Below are 16,364 nucleotides of genomic sequence, written 5' to 3'. Positions count from 1 at the left end.
TAGGTGACGCCATGAGTCGCCCAACCCATCGACGTCAAGCCGGCAGATCGCCGGATCTTCCCCGGACGCCAGACGGACTCGAACCCGTCTATGGCGTTCACGCGGTGCGCGCGCTGTTCGAACGTGGGCAGCCACCGCGAGTGCTGTGGATTCAGCAGGGGCATGCCGAACAACGTCTCGAGGCGTTGCTGCAGCAGGCCCATGCCGCTGGTTGCGAGCTGAAAAGGGTGCCGCGGGAAACCCTCGACGTGATTTCGGGTCAGGCCTCTCATCAAGGCGTGATCGGTTTTTCCGAGCCGCTGATCGCGGAGAATGAGACGGCGCTATGGTGGCGCTTCGACCAATGGCAGCAGAGCCAGCCGCCGCTTTTTCTGATTCTCGACGGGGTGACGGATCCGCACAACTTCGGTGCCTGTCTGCGCAGCGCCGATGCTGCCGGTGTCGATGGCGTCATCGTTGCCAAGGACAAGTCGGCCCCGCTCAATGCCACGGTGCGCAAGGTCGCCTGCGGCGCGGCCGAGAGCGTGCCGGTGTTTCAGGTCACCAACCTGGCGCGCTGCATGGAGAAGCTCAAGCAGGCCGGGGTCTGGATTACCGGAACGGCCGGGGAAGCCGACGCGCTGGTGTTCGATGCCGACTTCACCGTTCCCTGCGCCCTGGTGATGGGGGCGGAAGGCAAGGGCATGCGCCGTCTGACCCGCGAAGCGTGTGACGGACTGGTCAAGCTGCCGATGCAGGGCGGCGTGTCCAGTCTCAATGTCTCGGTCGCCACGGGCATCTGTCTGTTCGAAGCCGTTCGTCAGCGAGGGCGTGCCAGCTCCACTTGAGCTTGCACCCGAGGCGATCGGTCTCTACAATTGCGCGGTTCTGTGGGCAGGCTATGCTCACGGAGCGCGCCTCGTCTACGGGATGAATCGGCGGGTCAGGTGAGTCTGATCCAGGCGATTTGCCCGAGCAGAGCGTCAATTGGTCTGAATATCTGGATGGCAACGTGGTTTTGCGCCGCGACCCGATATCGACTCCTTGCTTCTCGTGGTACCCCTTCAAACGAGGGCCCGCGTGGAAGCTGCCAAACCGAAAGGAGCTAACATGCGTCATTATGAAATCGTGTTCATGGTCCACCCGGACCAGAGCGAGCAGGTCCCGGCCATGGTCGAGCGCTACACCGGCCTCGTGACCGAGAACGGCGGCACCGTGCATCGTCTCGAAGATTGGGGTCGTCGTCACCTGGCGTACCCGATCAACAAGATTCACAAGGCACATTATGTGCTGATGAACGTCGAATGCAGCGGTGAGACTCTCGACGAAATCGAGAACATCTTCCGTTTCAACGACGCCATCATCCGCAGCATGATCGTGCGTTGCAAAGAGGTCGTGACTGAAGCCTCGCCGATGATGAAGCCGGCTGAAGAAAAGAGCCGTCGTCGTGACGACAAGCCCTCCGAGCGTGGCGATCGTGAGCGTTCTGAGCGCCCCGAGCGTTCCGAAGCTGCTGAAGAAACCCACTGATTCGATTTCGCTAAGGAGAGATTCTCATGGCACGTTTTTTCCGTCGCCGTAAGTTCTGCCGCTTCACCGCCGAAGGCGTGAAGTACATCGACTACAAAGACATCGATACGCTGAAAGCCTACGTCACCGAGACCGGCAAGATCGTTCCCAGCCGCATCACGGGTACTCAGGCGCGCTACCAGCGTCAGCTGTCCACCGCGATCAAGCGGGCGCGCTACCTGGCGTTGCTGCCGTACTCCGACAGCCACCAGTAAATCCTGACCCGGTAAACCTTGACGAGGTGTCATGCTGGCATTGGCCCGTTGGATCATGCGCGGTACGCCGCAAGCGTTGGTGGCGGCCGCACTGACAGCGCTGGTGCCCTGGTTGTTCTGGTTCAGCGCCGCCGTGGCGGGTCTGGTCACGCTGCGCCGAGGCATGACCCCGGCAGCGCCGGTACTGATCGCTGCGGCGATCCCTGCCGGTTGGTGGTGGATTCAGGGCGATGCGGTACCGTTGTCCAGTATCCTGCTGGTGACGTTGATGGCGACCGTCCTGCGGGCACGCATGCGCTGGTCGGAAGCGCTGATCGTCGGCAGCGTCGTCTGCATGGCGATGGTGCAACTGGGCATCTTCGTACCGACCGGCGGTACCGGACCGCTACTCAACGAGCTGCGGCAAAGCTCGTCGGAAGTGGCCAGCATGCTGGATCAGCTGGCGGCACAGGGCATCGACACCGAGAGAATGGCGACATTGGTGATCGGCGGTGCGACCGGGCTGGTAGTGCTGTTGGCGGGGATTGCCTGTCTGGCACTCGCCAGGAGCTGGCAGGCGGGGCTTTATAACCCCGGCGGATTTCGCGAGGAGTTTCATTCGTTGAAGCTCTCGCGGCGACAACTTCTGCTGCTGCTCGGACTGATGGCGGTGGGTGTCGTATTTGCCGTCCCCGCCGCCAGTCTGTTGGCCTGGATACCGTTGCTGGTTGCCGGTGTCGCGCTGGTTCATGGGTTTATTGGTTTGAAGGGAATGAGCGGGTTCTGGCTGGTAGGCTTCTACGCCTTGCTGTTGACCACCTGGCCCACGATTTTGATTGTACTGCTGTTGGCGTTGGTAGATACCTTCGCGGATTTTCGCGGTCGACTGACACGCAGTGATTGACGAGAGGTTCACGAGAATGGAAGTCATTCTGCTCGATAACATCGGCAAGCTGGGCGATCTGGGTGACAAGGTCACCGTCAAGCCCGGTTACGGTCGTAATTACCTGGTTCCTTACGGCATGGCCGTACCGGCGACCAAAGACAACGTCGAAGCGTTCGAAACGCAGCGCGCCGAGCTCGAAGCTCAGGCTGCCGAGCGCAAGGCCCAGGCCGAAACGCGCGCTGCTCAGCTCGCCGAGATCGAACTGTCTCTGGTGGCCAAGGCGGGTGAAGAAGGCAAGCTGTTCGGTTCCATCGGTCCGCGCGATCTGGCCGAAGCCATGGCTCAGGCCGGCATCGAAGTCGCCAAGAGCGAAGTGCGCATGCCGGAAGGTCCGCTTCGTCAGACTGGCGAATATGACATCGCGCTGCAGTTGCACGCCGAAGTCACTTCCAGCGTCCGTGTGGTGGTGGTGGCCGAGTAAGTCTCGACCACGATCATTGATCGCGACGTCTGACCAAGGCACGCAGGGTTCACGCCCTGCGTGCCTTTTTCATGACCGTCGACGTGGCGGTGCTCGCGCTCGACTGGGTAGAATGAGCGCCTGAGAATTCTTGCGTGTCCAGCGCACGACATAGGATGAATGCCAAGCATGAACCAACGCGTCGACAACGATCGGGAAACCGCGCAGCTGAAGATGCCGCCACACTCGCTGGAGGCGGAGCAGTCGGTACTCGGCGGGTTGATGCTCGACAACAGCAGCTGGGACACCGTATCGGAGCGTCTGGTCGCGGACGATTTCTACCGCCACGAGCACCGGCTGACGTTCAACGCGATGGCCGAGCTGGCCGAAAGCTCCCATCCACTCGATGTGGTGACCCTGTCGGAAGCCCTCGAGCGTCGCGACCAACTCGAAAGCGTGGGCGGGCTCGCCTACCTGGCGGAACTGGCGCGCAACACCCCTTCGGCAAGCAACATTCGCGCTTACGCCGATATCGTCCGTGAGCGTGCGACGCTGCGCAAGCTGATCCAGGCCTCACGTCAGATCGCCGACAGCGCCTACTCGCCGGAAGGACGGCTCCCAGACGAGCTGGTCAACGAGGCCGAGCGGCTGGTGTTCCAGATCAGCGAGTCGCGACCCAAGTTCGGCGGGCCGATCGGCATGAGCGATCTGCTGACCAAGGCGGTCGACCGGATCGACGAGCTGTTCAACATGAAGGGCCAGATGACCGGGATCTCGACCGGCTTTCGCGATCTCGACGATATGACGTCGGGGCTGCAGCCCTCGGATCTGGTGATCATCGCCGGGCGCCCATCGATGGGCAAGACCACCTTCGCCATGAATCTGGTCGAGCATGCGGTGGTCTCCAACGACAAGCCGGTGGTCGTGTTCTCGATGGAGATGCCTGCCGAATCGCTGATGCTGCGTGTGCTGTCATCGCTGGGACGGATCGATCAGACCAGGGTGCGAACCGGCCAGCTCGAGGACGAGGACTGGCCGCGGCTGACCTCGGCGGTCAACCTGCTCAAGGATCGCCAGCTGTTCATCGACGACACGCCGGCACTGTCACCCAATGAGCTGCGCACGCGCGCGCGACGCATTGCTCGCGAGCACGGCAATATCGGCTTGGTGATGATCGACTATCTGCAGCTGATGCAGGTGCCCGGGCTCTCCGAGAATCGTACCGCGGAAATCTCCGAAATCTCGCGCTCGCTCAAGGGGCTTGCCAAGGAATTCGGCTGCCCGGTGGTGGCGCTGTCGCAGCTCAACCGCTCCCTGGAGCAGCGCCCCAACAAGCGCCCGGTGATGTCGGATCTGCGTGAGTCGGGCGCCATCGAGCAGGACGCCGATGTCATCGCCTTCGTCTACCGGGACGAGGTCTACAATGCCGACAACCCGGACAACAAGGGGTTGGCGGAGCTGATCATCGGCAAGCAGCGTAACGGCCCCATCGGCACTGTCCACATGGCGTTCATCGGCAAGTACACGCGGTTCGAGGATCTCGCCCCGGATAGCTATGGGCAGCACTATGAATAGGTCAGCGCTACGAATAGGCCAGCACTACGAACAGGTCAGCACTGCGAACAGGCCTGCATGCGAATAGGCCGAGACGTTTAGTTCGATACGGTTAGCTCGAACAGTTAGCTCGATACAAACTGAAGCGCGTCGGCATTGCCGACGTGGGAAAGACATCAAGGAGTCAAACATGGCAGGCGGTTTTCAGCGGGGGCGTCGTCAACGTACACCCAAGATCGAAGTACGCGGCCAACTGGAGAAGCATGAGCGGGAAGGACCGTTCAAGGAGTGGTTGGGGATGCCGGATCTCTACCGCCATTGGCTGACCGTCGACGGCGAGCTCTATAGCTACCAGACCGAAGACTCCGAGATACCGGTGAGCGTCGGCGACCGGGTCGTGTTTCGCTACAAGGAAGCCAAGGCGGGGAAATGGGTCGATCGCAACTCGCTGGGCAAGGCCATCGACCCCGCCGACTACCAGTAACAGAACTTTTTGAGCGAGTAAACGAAGTGTAACAGGTTGTGTCATCATTGCGTCATGTTGTTGCGCTTCCATGACGTTCATGAATCCACCTACCGCTCTGATCGCTCCGCCCTCCCTCGAGGACATTATCGCTCAACGCGATTTGAGCGTGCATTTTCAACCGATCGTCTCCGTTGTCACCGGGAGAATTCTCGCTTACGAGGCATTGTCCCGGGGGCCGCAGGGTTCGCCCTATGCCAGCCCGATCCCGATGTTCCAGGCGGCGCGCGAGCGGGGTCTGCTTGCTGCGCTGGAGCGCGGATGCCGGGAACGGGCAATCGAGAGCTGGGTCGCTACTGGACTCGACGAGCTTCTATTTCTTAACGTCAGTCCGGAAGTGCTGATCGATCCCGAGCATCTCACTGGCAAGACCCTGACCTCGTTGCAGCAGCACGGTCTCGCGCCCTCGAACCTTGTCATCGAGATTACCGAGCAGTCGCCGGGGATCGATCCCGATCTCATGGCCGAGGCCGCTCGCCACTATCAGTCGATGGGTTTTTCCATCGCCCTGGATGATCTGGGAGATGGCTATGCTGGGCTTCGGCTCTGGTCGCAGCTGAACCCCGACTACGTCAAGCTCGACCGACACTTCGTCACGGGCCTCGACGGTGATCGGGTCAAACGCCGCTTCGTCCACTCCATCATCGACATCGCGCACAGCATGGACAGTCGTGTCATCGCGGAGGGTGTGGAGCGAGAGGGAGAGCTGGATACCCTTCTCGATATGGGCGTGGATTATTGCCAGGGATGGCTGTTCGCGCGCCCCGATCCGGCCCCCCACCAGATACGCGAGTCGCTCGAAGCTAGGCTGGCGTCATTGGCTGCCAATCGTCGTCCTGCGACTGCAGCGACCGAGATCCGCCGACTCAGCATTCCTCTACCGGCGCTAGAGTCCGGTCTCAGTGTGGCGGAGGCATCCGAACGCTTCAGCCGTCTGCCCCATGCCAATGCGCTGGCGGTCGTCGATGACCATTGCCGACCTGTCGGCATTCTCGCGCGTCAGCAACTCATGGCACTGCTCGGCAAACGCTTCGGTTTCGATCTGCACGGTCGTCAGCCCATTGCCAGGGTGATGCGAACCCGGGCGCTCTGCGTGGAAGCGCATGAGCCGCTCGACCGGGTCTCGCGCAAGGTGACGGGGCGCGGGGAGACCTCTCGTGACGAGGATTTCATCATCACTGACGGTGGTCGCTATCTGGGCATGGGGCACGTCATCAACCTGCTGCAACTGTTCACCGAGCAGCAGGTTCAACTGGCCCGCCAAGCCAATCCGCTGACCCAGTTGCCCGGCAACCGGCCCATCAGGTTGGCGTTGGAAAATTATCAGCGTCAGGCGCGTAGCTTCGTCGCCTGCTATCTGGATATCGACCATTTTAAGCCCTTCAACGACCGTTTCGGCTACGCCCTGGGGATCGAATGATCCTCACGCTGGCAAACCTGGTGAGAAACGAACTGGGACGGAAAGACTTCCTGGGCCATCTCGGCGGCGACGATTTCATCTTGCTGCTGGATGACGGGGAGGATCTTCACCGCCGGCTGGCCGCCATCCAGCGCCGATTCATCGTCGAGATGCATGCGCTGGTTCCTGCCGACGCCAGAGCGGATGGCGGCTTTCATGCCAAGGATCGTTACGATCAATGGCGTTTCTTTCCGCTGGTCCGCCTGTCGATCATTGCGCTTCGCGTCGGTGCCGAGGCCAGGGTCGAGAGCTTCGGCGATCTCTGGAGTCACTTCAAGCCGGCTGCCAAGCGTGCCGATAACGGCCGTATCGTGGTAACGCTAAATCACCGATCACAACCTGCCGCGGAATTGAACGATCAATATGTCGCCGCGTCCTGAACGCTGTCTAAGAAATCGACGAGCGATAGCCAGACAAGGCTTTTAACGCCGTATAAGTAAGGGCAGGCTTTTCCAGGCAGAGCGTAGTCACAGCCCTGTCATAACCGACTGTCAGTGTGTCGCACGGGATGACAAGGCATGTCGTCCCGATCCAGATAACGATTGCATATACGATCCGCAGGAGGAAATCATGGAACTCACGGAGTTCGCGCACTATCAGCGACAGCACGAAAATTTCGAGATTCGTGTCATTGCCCATGCCGGCAGTCGCTACTATCAGGTCATGCTGGAACCGGCAGATGGGGCCACGAAAATCTTGACCCGGCGCGGCAAGCCGATGCTGTTTCGTTCGCTAGACGATGTCTACGGCGAGCTGAAGCAGGCCGGTATTCGTCGCGCCTATCTGGTTCAGCAGGTCGCCAACGACGAGATCGTCGGGCACGAAGCGCGCTATCATGACCCGCTGTTATCCCGGATGCCGCTGGTCTTCTGATCCCGCAGTTCGAACGCCGCAACCGCCACCCTTCTTCATTCATCCACCCCGTTTCCCTCCGGCAAGCTCAGAATTGACTTGCCCTGCTTTGGAGGGAAGTTTGCTTTGTCGCTGCAGCTCTCACGCAGTTCCCATGCAGCTCTCGCGCAGTTCTCTTGCCGTGTCTCGTTCAGGTTGTCATCCCGTCTCGATCCGATCCTTTCTTCGCTAGTCGTCCCGATCTTGCTGCTCTCGCTTCTCAGCGACGTCGGTAGCCATTGGCGTGATCGCCTTTGCCGTATGCGGCCTCGAAGGTGAGCGAGTCGATGAACTTTCCGGCCTGATCGAGTATCGCCGTCCGCTTGTCTTCCTGCATGCGATCCCAGCTGCCGTAGATGAGTTTCATGCGATGATTGCCGCGCAGCTGCTCGCGATGGCGATCCAGAAAATGCCAGTAGAGACTGTTGAAGGGACAGGCGTGTTCGCCGGTGACCTGCTTGACGTCGTAGCGGCAGTGACGGCAGTGATCCGACATGCGATCGATATATTTTCCCGAGGCGCAGTAGGGTTTGGAGCCGAGGTAGCCGCCGTCGGCGTAGAGTGTCATGCCCAGCGTATTGGGCAGTTCTACCCATTCGAAAGCGTCGACATAGACCGCCAGATACCAGTCGCAAAGCGCCGCCGGTGCGACACCGCAAAGCAGCGCGAAGTTGCCGGTGACCATCAGCCGCTGAATGTGATGGGCATGGGCGTTGTCGCGGGTCATCTCCAGCGCACGGCGCACGCAGCGCAGATCGGTCTCCGCGGTCCAGTAGAAGTCGGGCAGGCCGCGCCGAGCGTCGAGCCGATTCTCCCTCTTGTAGTCCGGCATTCGTTGCCAGTAGATACCGCGCACGTATTCGCGCCAGCCCAGAATCTGACGTACGAAGCCTTCCACTGCGTTGATCGGCGCACGACCCTGCTGCCAGGCCGTCTGCGCCGCCTCGCACACCTCCCTTGGCGAAAGCAGGCCGATGTTCATCGATGCCGACAATCGCGAATGAAACAGCAGCGGTTCGCTATCGCTGATGGCATCCTGGTAGGTGCCGAAGTCGGGCAGCGCCTGCGCGATGAAGTGGCGCAGGTCCGTCAGCGCCTGACGTCGAGTCACCGCCCAGTTGAACCCCTCCAGCGTGCCGAAATGATCGCCGAAATGCGCTTCCACCAGCGCCGTGACGTCCCGCGTGATCTCGTCCTGGCGGTGTCTTGGCGGAGTGGGAAAGACAAGGTCGCTATCGAGTGGCCGGCGATTGTCATGGTCGAAGTTCCACTGCCCGCCGGCGGGTTCGCCATCTTCCATCAGCAGGCTGGTACGTTGGCGCATCTGGCGGTAGAAATCTTCCATCCGGAAGCGCTTGCGCCCCTCGAGCCAATCGCCGAAATCATCGATCGAGCAGTAGAAGCGTGAATCCTCGAACAGTCGCCAACGCGTCCCTCTACGCTGAATGCGTTCGAGCAGCCGCCATTCGCCGGGATGTGTCACCCGGATCTCGTCACAGCCGTAGGCGTCGGCAAGTCGTTCGGCTTCTTCCAGCAGGTCCTGGCGATTGTCATCGTCGTCGAGCGCGCTGTAGTGGACCTGATACCCTTTGTCGCGCAGGGTATCGGCGAAGTGACGCATCGCCGACAATATCAGCACGATCTTCTGGGGGTGGTGGGGGACGTAGTCTCCCTCTGCCTTGACTTCGCAGAGTGCGACCACGGCATTGGGCGGGGCGCTGGCGAGGACGTCCAGTGCCTCGCTCAACTGATCGCCCAGAATCAGGATCAGCGGTTTCGACATGAAGTTATCCATAACTTATACACATGGATTTGATCGTATAAGATGATCGGGTTCGTGCAAACCGATAGTGATAGAATTTCGCCCCAAGATGGCAGGGACAGGAGTGGTATAAATGACGGCCCGTTACGGAGTCATGCTGGTCAATCTGGGTACGCCCGAGGCGCCCACCCCCAAGGCGGTGAGGCAGTATCTGGGCGAGTTTCTCGGCGACCCACGGGTCATCGACGCGCCGCGCTGGCTGTGGTGGCCCATTCTTCATGGCGTGATTCTGCGTATTCGTCCGCCCAAGGTCGCCAAGGCCTACGCCTCGGTATGGCAGGAGGAGGGGTCGCCGTTGCTGGCGATCGGCCGGCGCCAGCAGCGCGCGCTGCATGCGCGTCTGGCAAGCTCTGAAGGTGAGGAAATCCCGGTGGAGCTGGCGATGACCTACGGCAAGCCGAGCATGGAAGAGGCTGGGCTGCGGCTGCGCGACGCCGGGGTCGACCGCATTCTGGTATTGCCGCTTTATCCGCAGTTCTCGCGTACCACCACCGGCGCGGTATTCCAGCGCCTGGCCAAGGCGCTGGATCCCTGCCCACATCTGCCGGAACTGCGTTTCGTGCGCGATTATCACGACCATCCTGACTACATCGCCGCGCTGGCGGCTAGCGTTCGTCAGCACTGGGAGGTTAACGGCGACCGCGGTCGGTTGCTGATGTCCTACCACGGCATCCCCAAGCGCTACGTCGATAACGGCGATCCCTACGCTCGGCACTGCCAGACGACCAGCCGGCTGCTGGCCGAAGAGCTGGGGCTGGGCAAGGGAGAGTGGTTCCAGAGCTATCAGTCGCGATTCGGGCGGGAGGAGTGGCTCAAGCCTTACACCGACGAAACCTTGAAGGCGTGGGGCGCGGACAAGACCGAGTGCGTCGACATCATCAGCCCCGCCTTTGCGGCGGACTGCCTGGAGACGCTGGAAGAGATCGACGCCGAGAACCGCGAATACTTCCAGCACGCCGGAGGCGGGCGCTACCGCTATATCCCTGCACTCAACGAACGCCCCGAGCACATCACCCTGTTGGCCAATCTGGTCGAACAGCACACCGCAGGCTGGTAAAGCCGCGGTGGCGGGCGACGCACGCTGTTCCAGGCACTCCCCGGGCGGTTTTTAGGCCCAGGCCAAGGCCAAAGCTAAGGCAGGGGAGAGTCGCCCTGAGGGGATTCCTCGATCGTGTGCCGGGGCTTTTCACTCTCCAGCTCGACCGGATTGCCGCGGGTGCGGGGATCCGGCTTGAGCTTATGGTGCAGCGCGCTCTTGGCCAGCATATGTGCCGAAACCGGCGCGGTGATGAACGCGAAGATGGTGATCAGCAGTTCCTGGATCACCGGCCCATCCTCGCGGCTGAAGAAGATAAGTGCGCCGATCAGCGTGCAGCCGACTCCCAGCGTGGTGGTCTTCGAAGGGCCGTGAAGGCGCATGTAGAAGTCCTTCAGGTGGGTCAGGCCCAACGAGCCGATGAAGGCAAACGCACCCCCGGCGATTAGCATGAAGGCGATCGCGCCTTCAATCATCGTATCCAGCATCTTCTCGCCTCCTATTCGATGATATCGCCGCGCAGCAGATACTTGCAGACGGCAATGGTACTGACGAAGCCCAGCATCGCGATCAGCAGTGCCGCCTCGAAGTAGTCCTTGTTGTTGACCCAGATACCGAACAGCACGATCAGCGCGATCGAGTTCATGTACATGGTGTCCACCGCCAGAATGCGATCCGGCAGGCTCGGCCCGACCACGGCACGATAGAAATTGAGCACGATGGCGGCGCAGAACAGCGCCAGTGCGATCCACAGAGCCGTATCGATCATGATTCGAAGATCTCCAGCAACGGGCGCTCGTAGCGCTGGTGAATGTCGTTGATCAGGGCGTCGATATCGCCCACGTCCAGCGCGTGAATCAGCAGAGTCCTGCCATCCAGACGCAGGTGGGCCGAAACGGTGCCGGGTGTCATGGTGATGGTGCTGGCGAGAATGGTGATCGGAAAATTCTCCTTCAGCGTCAGCGGATACTCGACGAAGGCCGGGCGCATCCGGCCACGAGGATCGAGAATCAACTTCGAGACCTGCAGATTGGCGGTCACGATGTCGCCCAGGACACGAAAAAAGTAGCCGACCAGCTTCAGCGGTCGCTTGATGGTCGGCTGGCGCTCCCAGAACGGACGACACAGCACCGGAATCAGAATCGCCAGAAAGCCGCCGAGAAGCCACTGGCCGAGTGAAATACTGTGCTGCAGCAGTAGCCACACCACCAGCAGCATCAGGGACAGAACCGGCATCGGCAGCCAGCGAGTGGGAGGAATCATGAATCACCTCCAGCGACGTTGTGGGACAGGATCGCCTCGACGTAGGCGCTGTGATCGAGCAGCTGCGTGGCACTGGCATCGGTGAATCGCGTGATCGGGCCGGCCAGAATCGACATCACCGGCGAGGCACCGATCAGCAGGATCAGGCCGGCCAGCATGGCGACCTTCAGGCGCGGTCCTTCCTCATCGCCACGCGTCGCCTTCCAGAAAACCGCCGAACCGCTGCGCGACATGGCAATGAGCCCGGCGAGACTCGAGAGCAGCAGCAGCGACCACAGCCAGGGCTGTTCGCTGGGTAGGGCCGAGTCGAGCAGCAGCACCTTGCCGATCGCACCCGACAGCGGTGGCAGACCAACGACGGTCATTGCGCCGACGAAGTAGAACAGACCCAGCAGCGCCGGCTGAGTGACGCCGCGCCCGGACACGATACGCGCCCCGGCCTTGCCACGCTGTTCGCTGATCGCATCCGCGAGCAGAAACAGTCCGCCGGTGGCCAGGGTCGTATGGATCATGTAGTAAAGCAGGGCGGCGAAAGGTGCCTCACGACTCATGCTGACGCCGACCAGTAGCGTGCCCACCGAGATGATGATCAGATAGGCCACCTGGCTGCGTAGATCGCGCGCCGACAGCACGCCCACGCCACCCAGCGCGAGGGTCGCCAGCGCGAACCACCACAGCCAGGGCTGGACGAAATTGGCGAGCTCTCCTGCGCTACCCCCGAAGATCAGCGTGTAGATCCGCAGAATGGCGTAGACACCCACCTTGGTCATGATCGCGAACAGTGCCGCCACCGGTGCCGGCGCGCTGCTGTAGGCGCGCGGCAGCCAGAAATAGAGCGGCAGGATCGCCGCCTTGAGCCCGAACACCACCAGCAACAGGAACGCCCCCGCCTTCAGCAAGCCCAGCCGGCTGGGATCGAGCGTTGCCACTTTTTGCGACATGTCCACCATGTTGAGGGTGCCGGTGGTGCCGTAAAGCACGCCGAGAGCGATCAGGAACATCGCCGACCCTGCCAGGTTCAGCGCCACGTAGTGGAAGCCGGCCTGGGTTCGATCCTTGCCGCCGCCGTGCATCAGCAGCGAGTAGGAGGCGATCAGCAGTACCTCGAAGAACACGAACAGGTTGAAGATGTCGCCGGTCAGGAAGGCGCCGTTGATCCCCATCAACTGGAGCTGGAACAGGCCGTGAAAGTTGCTGCCCTTGCGATCGTCACCGGCACAGGCGTAGACCACGCTACCCAGCGCTAGGAAACTGGTCAGGCATACCATCAGCGCGGAGAGCCGATCGAGCACCAGAATGATGCCGAACGGCGGCTGCCAGTCACCCAGCGCGTAATAGGTGATCTCGCCGCTGTCGCTCTGGATCACCAGCACGGCACTGATCAGCAGCAGCAGCGCCGTGGTGACGACGGCGATCACTCGGCGTGGCAGTACCACCGAGTCGCGCTTGACCAGCATCAGCAGCCCGCTCAACAGCGGCAGAAGGATCGGCAGGGTGATCAAGTGGTGCATCATGACTTGTCCTCCTTCGACTCTTCGCGCTGGTCATTGACCTGATCGCTGCCCAGATCGCCACGCACGCGCATCGCCAGGATCACCGAGAAGGCGGTCATGGCGAAGCCGATCACGATCGCCGTCAGCACCAGGGCCTGGGGGAGCGGATCCGCATAGTAGCTGACGCCGTCCTGGATCACCGCGGCGCCGTTGGTGGTCAGGCCGCCGGTGGAAAACAGGAACAGGTTGACCGCATAGGAGAGCAGGGTCAGGCCCACGACCACGGGGAAAGTCCGCCCGCGCAGCGCCAGGTAGAGGCCGCTGGCGGCGAGGAAACCGGTCACGGTGGCATAGAGCGCTTCCATCAGACGGTCTCCTTGTCATTTTCTTTGCTGGGACGATGGCGTGTCGTCAGTTTGCCCAGGTTGGCCAGGATCATCAGGGTGGCGCCGACGACGGTCAGATAGACGCCCAGGTCGAACAGCATGGCCGTCGCCAGCTCGACCTCGCCAATGTAGGGAATCGAGAAATGACCGAAGGCGGAGGTCAGGAAGTTGTGACCGAAGGCCCAGCTGCCGAGCCCGGTCAGCGCCGCGATGGCGACCCCGGTCACCGCGATCGGTTGATAGTGGAACGACAGTCGCTGCTGAGACCAGTCCACGCCACGGGCGATGTAGAGCAGGATCAGCGCCACCGCGGTCACCAGCCCGGCGATGAAACCGCCACCGGGCTCGTTGTGGCCGCGCAGGAAGATGTAGACGGACACCAGCAGCGCCAGTGGCAGTAGCGTCTGCGATACCGTTCCCAGCAGCATCGGATGGAGATCCTTCGACCACGGGCGGCCCTCACTGTCGCTCGACGGCATGAACAGGCGCAGGCGATTGAGCAGCTTGTAGATGCCGATGGCGGCGATGCACAGCACCGTGATCTCGCCTAGCGTATCGAACCCGCGGAAGTCGACCAGGATGACGTTGACCACGTTGTGGCCCCCGCCGCCGCTGACGCTATTGTCGAGGAAGAAGCCGGAGATGGTATCCAGCGGTCGGGTCAGCAGGGCGTAGTTGAGACTCGCGACCACGCCGCCGAAACCTGCGGCTAACAGTACGTCCCTGACCACTCGCGGGCCGCTGGACTCCTTGGGCGTACGCTGGGGCAGGAAGAACAGCGCCAGCATCAGCAGGATCACCGTCACTACCTCGACCGCCAGCTGGGTCAGCGCGAGATCGGGGGCCGAGAAGCGTGCGAAAGCCAGCGAGACCATCAGACCGACCACCGACAGCATCATCAACGACACCAGCCGTCGCCGATGCAGGATCGCCGTGCCCAGCCCGGCCAGGATAGTGATCGCGGCGCCGACGATCAGCAGACCATCGAGGGCCTGCAGCTGACGTGGGCCCTGCAGCTGCTCGAGATCCAGCAGACCGCTTCCGGTCAGGAACAGCACGGCAATGATCAGCCACAGCATGTAGCGCTGAAGCGAGCCGTTTTCGAAACGGTCGATCGCCGTCTGTGTCCAGTGCAGGAGCCGCAGAACGTTGTTCTCGAAGGTCATCAGGGCATCGCGCTGCGGAAACTGGCGTTGAAAGTTGAACAGATTGCGACGCACCGCATAGAGCCCGGCGCCGCCGGCCAGGGCGACGGCGCTCATCAGCAGCGGCAGATTGAAACCGTGCCAGATCGCCAGATGGAGTTCCGGGCGCGGCGACAGGATCGTGGCCTGAGCGGCGGCATCGAGCAGCCCCGTGACCGTCAGCGCCGGCATCAGACCGATGATCACGCAGAGGCCGACGAGCACCAGCATCGGTAGCCGCATCAAGAATGGGGCTTCGTGGGGCGTTTGGGGCAGATCCTTGGCTTCGGGGCCGAAAAAGATGTTGCGCACGTAGCGCAGCGAATAGGCCACCGAGAGTATGCTGCCGATCGTTGCCAGCACCGGAATCAGCCAGGCCAGGCCGCCGAGAATGCCGGTCCCCAGCGCTTCGGTCAGCATCATCTCTTTCGAGATGAAACCGTTGAGCAGGGGCACCCCGGCCATGGATGACGCGGCCAATCCGGCCAGCAGCGCGGTCATCGGCATGCTGTGGCGCAGGCCGCTGAGCTTGCGGATGTCGCGCGTACCGGTTTCGTGATCGATGATGCCGGCTGACATGAATAGCGACGCCTTGAACAGCGCGTGGTTGATGATGTGGAACAGGCCCGCGGCGACCGCCAGCTTGCTGTCCAGGCCGAACAGCATGGTGATCATGCCGAGATGGCTGACGGTAGAGAACGCCAGCACGCCCTTGAGGTCGTATTTGAGCAGGGCGAAATAGGCCGCGTAGATCATCGTCACCAGCCCGGTGAGGGTGACGATATAGAGCCACAGCTGGGAGCCAGCCAGCGCCGGATGCATGCGCGCGAGCAGAAACACCCCGGCCTTGACCATGGTCGCGGAGTGCAGGAATGCCGACACCGGTGTCGGCGCTGCCATCGCATGCGGCAGCCAGAAGTGGAACGGGAACTGCGCCGACTTGGTGAAGGCGCCCAGCAGCACCAGCAGCAGTGCCGGCAGATAGCGCGGATCGGCCTGGATCAGGTCACGGCTGTCGAGCACGGTCTGCATGTCGTAGGTGCCGACGATATGGCCGATCAGCAGGAACCCGGCCAGCATCGCGAGCCCGCCCATGCCGGTCACGACAAGCGCCATCCGAGCGCCGCGTCTGGCCTCGCTCTGCTGAGACCAGTAGCCGATCAACAGGAAGGACGACAGGCTGGTCAGCTCCCAGAACACCCACAGCAGCAGCAGGTTGTCGGCCATGACGATGCCGATCATCGAGGTCATGAACAGCATCAGATAGGCGTAGAAGCGCGGCATGCTGTCGTCCGGCGACAGATAGTAGCGGGCATACAGAATGATCAGCAGCCCGATGCCCAGAATCAGCAGCAAAAACAGCAGCGAGAGCCCATCGATCCGGAACGCCAGATCGAGCCCCAGTTGAGGCACCCAGTTCACGCTGAAGTGGTAGACCTCGCCGGAGATCACGCCCGGCGCATGGGCGATGACGATGCCCAGCGCAATGGCCGGCAGCAGCGCGGTGGACCAGGCATTGATCGTTCGATGCTGGTTGTTGCTCAGCATCGGTATCAGGCTGCCCAGCAGGGGCAGCAGAACGATTAGCGGCAGTGACATGAAGTTGTCGCTCTATTCTGGGATCAGGGAGGCTCGAGTTCGGCCCGGCACAGGGCCGCGAGCCAA

At 61.8% G+C, this 16,364-nt stretch carries 18 protein-coding genes; 11 read left to right on the top strand and 7 right to left on the bottom strand.

Going from position 1 to position 16,364, the window contains the following annotated elements:
* Nucleotides 1-11 precede the first annotated feature (11 nt).
* The 10 genes from rlmB (at nt 12) to ACUN9V_RS11710 (ending at nt 7,497) form a co-directional block, all read left to right on the top strand.
* Nucleotides 12-827 carry a 23S rRNA (guanosine(2251)-2'-O)-methyltransferase RlmB gene (gene rlmB, locus ACUN9V_RS11755; protein WP_445511521.1) on the top strand — a complete coding sequence of 272 codons (816 nt, stop codon included), beginning with the start codon at nt 12-14 and terminating at the stop codon, nt 825-827.
* Nucleotides 828-1,089: 262 nt separating this feature from the next.
* Complete coding sequence (gene rpsF / locus ACUN9V_RS11750; protein WP_075563625.1) at nt 1,090-1,509, top strand: 30S ribosomal protein S6; 420 nt, start codon at nt 1,090-1,092, stop codon at nt 1,507-1,509.
* 26 nt (nt 1,510-1,535) lie between these two features.
* Nucleotides 1,536-1,763 (top strand): 30S ribosomal protein S18, encoded by a 228-nt coding sequence (rpsR, locus tag ACUN9V_RS11745; RefSeq protein WP_035472385.1) that lies wholly within the window; start codon nt 1,536-1,538, stop codon nt 1,761-1,763.
* Nucleotides 1,764-1,794: 31 nt separating this feature from the next.
* Entirely contained in the window at nt 1,795-2,646 is an 852-nt protein-coding gene (locus tag ACUN9V_RS11740; protein ID WP_445511520.1) for a hypothetical protein, read from the top strand.
* A 16-nt stretch (nt 2,647-2,662) separates the two neighbouring features.
* A complete protein-coding gene (gene rplI / locus ACUN9V_RS11735) occupies nt 2,663-3,109 on the top strand; it encodes a 50S ribosomal protein L9 (RefSeq protein ID WP_075563623.1) in 447 nt (148 codons plus the stop codon).
* A 168-nt stretch (nt 3,110-3,277) separates the two neighbouring features.
* Nucleotides 3,278-4,663 carry a replicative DNA helicase gene (gene dnaB / locus ACUN9V_RS11730; RefSeq protein ID WP_110691405.1) on the top strand — a complete coding sequence of 462 codons (1,386 nt, stop codon included), beginning with the start codon at nt 3,278-3,280 and terminating at the stop codon, nt 4,661-4,663.
* A 169-nt stretch (nt 4,664-4,832) separates the two neighbouring features.
* On the top strand, nt 4,833-5,126 hold the full coding sequence (locus ACUN9V_RS11725; protein WP_075563621.1) for a hypothetical protein: 294 nt from the start codon (nt 4,833-4,835) through the stop codon (nt 5,124-5,126).
* Between the two features lie 148 nt (nt 5,127-5,274).
* A complete protein-coding gene (locus tag ACUN9V_RS11720) occupies nt 5,275-6,585 on the top strand; it encodes a GGDEF domain-containing protein (protein WP_445511519.1) in 1,311 nt (436 codons plus the stop codon).
* On the top strand, nt 6,582-7,004 hold the full coding sequence (locus ACUN9V_RS11715; RefSeq protein ID WP_445511518.1) for a hypothetical protein: 423 nt from the start codon (nt 6,582-6,584) through the stop codon (nt 7,002-7,004). Before ACUN9V_RS11720 ends, ACUN9V_RS11715 begins: the two co-directional genes overlap by 4 nt.
* 190 nt (nt 7,005-7,194) lie before the next feature.
* Nucleotides 7,195-7,497: a DUF6482 family protein gene (locus tag ACUN9V_RS11710; protein ID WP_445511517.1), complete on the top strand. Its 303-nt coding sequence runs from the start codon at nt 7,195-7,197 to the stop codon at nt 7,495-7,497.
* Between the two features lie 238 nt (nt 7,498-7,735).
* On the opposite strand, the gene ACUN9V_RS11705 is transcribed toward ACUN9V_RS11710, so the two are convergent.
* Entirely contained in the window at nt 7,736-9,298 is a 1,563-nt protein-coding gene (locus ACUN9V_RS11705) for a cryptochrome/photolyase family protein (protein ID WP_445511516.1), read from the bottom strand.
* A gap of 112 nt (nt 9,299-9,410) precedes the next feature.
* Between ACUN9V_RS11705 and hemH the strand changes: the two genes are divergently transcribed.
* A complete protein-coding gene (gene hemH, locus ACUN9V_RS11700; RefSeq protein ID WP_075563617.1) occupies nt 9,411-10,394 on the top strand; it encodes a ferrochelatase in 984 nt (327 codons plus the stop codon).
* A 74-nt stretch (nt 10,395-10,468) separates the two neighbouring features.
* On the opposite strand, the gene ACUN9V_RS11695 is transcribed toward hemH, so the two are convergent.
* From ACUN9V_RS11695 to ACUN9V_RS11670, 6 genes are read right to left on the bottom strand one after another with little or no spacing between them, the layout of a single operon-like run.
* Nucleotides 10,469-10,861, bottom strand: a complete 393-nt coding sequence (locus tag ACUN9V_RS11695) for a Na+/H+ antiporter subunit G (protein WP_075563616.1) — start codon at nt 10,859-10,861, stop codon at nt 10,469-10,471.
* Nucleotides 10,862-10,872: 11 nt separating this feature from the next.
* A complete protein-coding gene (locus ACUN9V_RS11690) occupies nt 10,873-11,142 on the bottom strand; it encodes a K+/H+ antiporter subunit F (protein WP_075563615.1) in 270 nt (89 codons plus the stop codon).
* Complete coding sequence (locus tag ACUN9V_RS11685; protein WP_445511515.1) at nt 11,139-11,636, bottom strand: Na+/H+ antiporter subunit E; 498 nt, start codon at nt 11,634-11,636, stop codon at nt 11,139-11,141. The genes ACUN9V_RS11690 and ACUN9V_RS11685 overlap by 4 nt, the downstream gene beginning before the upstream one ends.
* The gene (locus ACUN9V_RS11680; RefSeq protein WP_445511514.1) at nt 11,633-13,150 is read right to left on the bottom strand and encodes a monovalent cation/H+ antiporter subunit D; all 1,518 of its coding nucleotides are present in this window, start codon (nt 13,148-13,150) and stop codon (nt 11,633-11,635) included. The genes ACUN9V_RS11685 and ACUN9V_RS11680 overlap by 4 nt, the downstream gene beginning before the upstream one ends.
* The gene (locus ACUN9V_RS11675; protein ID WP_445511513.1) at nt 13,147-13,494 is read right to left on the bottom strand and encodes a Na+/H+ antiporter subunit C; all 348 of its coding nucleotides are present in this window, start codon (nt 13,492-13,494) and stop codon (nt 13,147-13,149) included. Before ACUN9V_RS11675 ends, ACUN9V_RS11680 begins: the two co-directional genes overlap by 4 nt.
* A complete protein-coding gene (locus ACUN9V_RS11670) occupies nt 13,494-16,298 on the bottom strand; it encodes a monovalent cation/H+ antiporter subunit A (protein ID WP_445511512.1) in 2,805 nt (934 codons plus the stop codon). Before ACUN9V_RS11670 ends, ACUN9V_RS11675 begins: the two co-directional genes overlap by 1 nt.
* Nucleotides 16,299-16,364: the final 66 nt, after the last annotated feature.

The organism is Salinicola sp. V024, from assembly GCF_052645315.1.
Note: the sequence above shows the minus strand (reverse complement) of the source record. Positions and strands in the feature narration are given on the sequence as shown.